Raw genomic sequence first — 2844 nt, 5'->3', positions numbered from 1 at the left:
GTGGCGGAGAGGTGCCCGGTGCTGCCCGGCCCCGAGGAGCCGTAGCTCAGCTTGCCCTTGCCCGCGCCCTTGCCGTAGGCGATCAGCTCGTGGATCGTCTTCACCGGCAGGTCGTTGTTCACCACCAGGATGTTCGGCGTGGTGATGATGGTGCTGATCGGGAGGAGATCGGTGCTGGTGTTGTACGGCATGCTCTTGATGATCTGCGGCGCCACCGCGATCATCGGCGGGCTGGTGAGCAGGATGGTGTAGCCGTCGGGCGCCGACTGCACCGTCATGTTGGCGCCCAGCGTGCCGCCGGCGCCGCCGCGGTTCTCGACGAACACGGTGGCGTTCATCGCCTTGGACAGGCCCGCGGCCACCACGCGCCCGACCGAGTCCGAGACGCCGCCGGTGCCGTAGGGCACGATCAGCCGGATCGGCTTGGACGGATACGCGTCCTGCGCCAACGCGGCGCCTATCCAGAGCATCGACAAAATGACTGCAGTCGTCTTTCTCATAGCTTTCTCCTCCTCCTAGGAAGATCTGAAAATCGATCTACGCCGCGTTTCCTCAAGCAGAACCATATCCGCCGCCACCTGCAGTCTCCATGATGACGCGATCCCCGGCCCGCAGGATACGGGGTTCGGTCGGGTCGACCTGCTCGCCGTTGACGAGCAGCCGCCCGGGCTCGCCGGGGCCGCCGCCGGCCAGTCCGGCGGGCACCGACTTCAGCTGGGTCATTAGAAACGATGCCGTGGCCTCTTTCGCGTCCGGCAGCAGCTCGAATTCGAAACGCAGGCCGTCGCCGCCGCGGTGGCGCCCCTGCCCGCCGCTGCCGCGGCGGATCTCGCGCCGCAGCACGCGGATCGGCGCCAGGCCTTCCATCACCTCCACCGGCGTGTTGCCCAGGTTGGCGGGAAACGACAGCGCCGAGAACCCCGGCCGGCGCGCGGTGGCGCCCTGGCCGGCGTTCAGGAAGTTGACCACGGCGTAGCGCTTGCCGCGGTATTCGCCGGACATCGTCATGGAGGAATTGGGCGAGCCGCCGGCCCAGACCTTGTCCGGCAGCACGCCGGCGAGCGCCTTGAACACCGCCGCGGGCAGCAGGTGGCCGATGGCGCTGCGCCCGCCCGAAGCCGCCGGGTAGGCCGGGTTGAAGATCGAGCCGGGCGGCGCCGTGGTGGTGATCGGCGCGAAGCTGCCCTCGTTGTTCGGGATGTCGGGGCAAAGCAGCGCCTTGAGGCCGTACACGGTGTAGGCGAAGGTATAGATCGGCACCACGTTCATGGCGCGCGCCACCTGCGGGCTGGAGCCGGCGTAGTCGATGTCGATGCGCTCGCCCTTCACCTCGAGCCGGCACTGGATGACGATCGGCGCCTCGAAGCCGTCGTGCTGCACCGTGGAGGTATAGACGCCGTCGGGGATGGCGCGGATCGCCTCGCGCATCGCCTTCTCGGAGCGCGCGCGCACCGCCGCGCCGAGATCCTCCAGGCTCACCTTGTCGAGCAGCGGCTGCAGCCGCTCGCCCATCATGCGGCAGGCCGAGACCTGCGCCCAGATGTCGCCCATGCCCTGGTCGGGGACGCGGATGTTCTGCATGATCATTTCGATCAGCACGTCGTTCGGCTTGCCGGCCTCCAGCAGCTTCGCCAGCGGGATCTGCAGCCCCTCCTCGTAGATCTCGCGGCTGGAGTTGCTGCGCAGCCGCCCGCCGATGTCCGGCAGGTGCGAGACCACCGCGGCGAAGGCCACCAGCCGGCCCTGGCGGAAAAGCGGCGTGACGGTGGTGACGTCGTGGATGTGCCCCGAGCCCTTCCAGGGGTCGTTGGTGATGAAGACGTCGCCCTCGCGCATCGTCTCGGCCGGATACTTCGCCAGGAAATGCCGCACCGTGGCCGGCAGGCAGCCGATGAAGCCCGGCAGGCTCATGTTGGACTGCGCCAGCGAGCGCCCCTGCGCGTCGGTGAGCACGATGGCGAAGTCGTTGCCGTCGCGCACCAGCGTCGAGAAGCAGGTGCGCACGAACGCCGCCGCCGCCTCGTCCACCACGCTGATCAGGCGCTTCCACAGGATCTCCAGCTCGATCGCGTTGAATGCCATCAGTCGAACTCCTCGATGGCCACCGACACCGTGAGGTCGGCGAGGATGGTCACCCTGGACTTCACCGCCGCCACGATGGTGCACTCGCGCTCTTCCAGCACCAGCGGCCCTTCCAGCACGGTTCCCGGGGCGACGGAGTAGCGGTCGTAGACGGGCGCTTTGCCGTAGCTTTTTTTCAAGGGAAGGTAAATGTCCCGTTGGTGCGGTTTCGCGGCAGTGGGCTTCACCCGCTGGTCGCCCCATTCGAACCGATGCCCGCGGCCGGGCGCCTTGCCGGTGAGGCGCCAGGTGATCACCTGCGGCCGCGCGCCGGGCACGGTGCGGCCGTAGAGGCGCTTGTAGTTCTCTTCGAACAGATGCACCAGCGTCTGCGCCAGCTCGCCGTTCACCGGGCGATAAGGCAGCTCGACCCCGACTTCGGCGCCCTGGCCGAAGTAGCGCATGTCGGCGCCCAGCGTCCAGGTGACCTCTGCGGCACCGGCACTCGAGAGCTCGACCTGCGCGTCGCCCTTCAGCTCTCCGATTTTTTGAGAAACCCGACCCCAATCGATGTCCGCGACGAGCTGCGGATCGGACCAGGCCTTGTCCACGCGCGCGGGCGCGGCGAGCATGCCCAGGCACGAGCCGGCGCCCGCGGCGATCGGCACCAGCACGCGCGGGATGCGCAGCTTGCGCGCCACCTCCACCGCATGCACCGGGCCGGCGCCGCCGGTCGCCACCATGGTGAACTCGCGCGGGTCGTGGCCGTTCTCGGCGATGTGG

General features: G+C 68.6%; 3 protein-coding genes. All 3 read right to left on the bottom strand.

The window, feature by feature from the left end; translation table 11 throughout:
* A partial coding sequence (locus VFM98_RS04925; protein WP_325108782.1) for a tripartite tricarboxylate transporter substrate binding protein occupies window positions 1-500 on the bottom strand: 500 nt, incomplete at its 3' end.
* A 52-nt stretch (window positions 501-552) separates the two neighbouring features.
* Window positions 553-2082: a hydantoinase B/oxoprolinase family protein gene (locus VFM98_RS04920; protein ID WP_325108780.1), complete on the bottom strand. Its 1530-nt coding sequence runs from the start codon at window positions 2080-2082 to the stop codon at window positions 553-555.
* Window positions 2082-2844 (bottom strand): hydantoinase/oxoprolinase family protein (locus tag VFM98_RS04915; RefSeq protein ID WP_325108779.1); only part of this gene is annotated, 763 nt, incomplete at its 5' end. The genes VFM98_RS04915 and VFM98_RS04920, both read right to left, overlap by 1 nt.

Source organism: Ramlibacter sp., from assembly GCF_035706265.1.
Taxonomy (GTDB): Bacteria; Pseudomonadota; Gammaproteobacteria; order Burkholderiales; family Burkholderiaceae_C; genus Ramlibacter.
The sequence above is the reverse complement of the archived record's forward strand: the minus strand, read 5'-3'. Positions and strand labels throughout refer to the sequence as shown.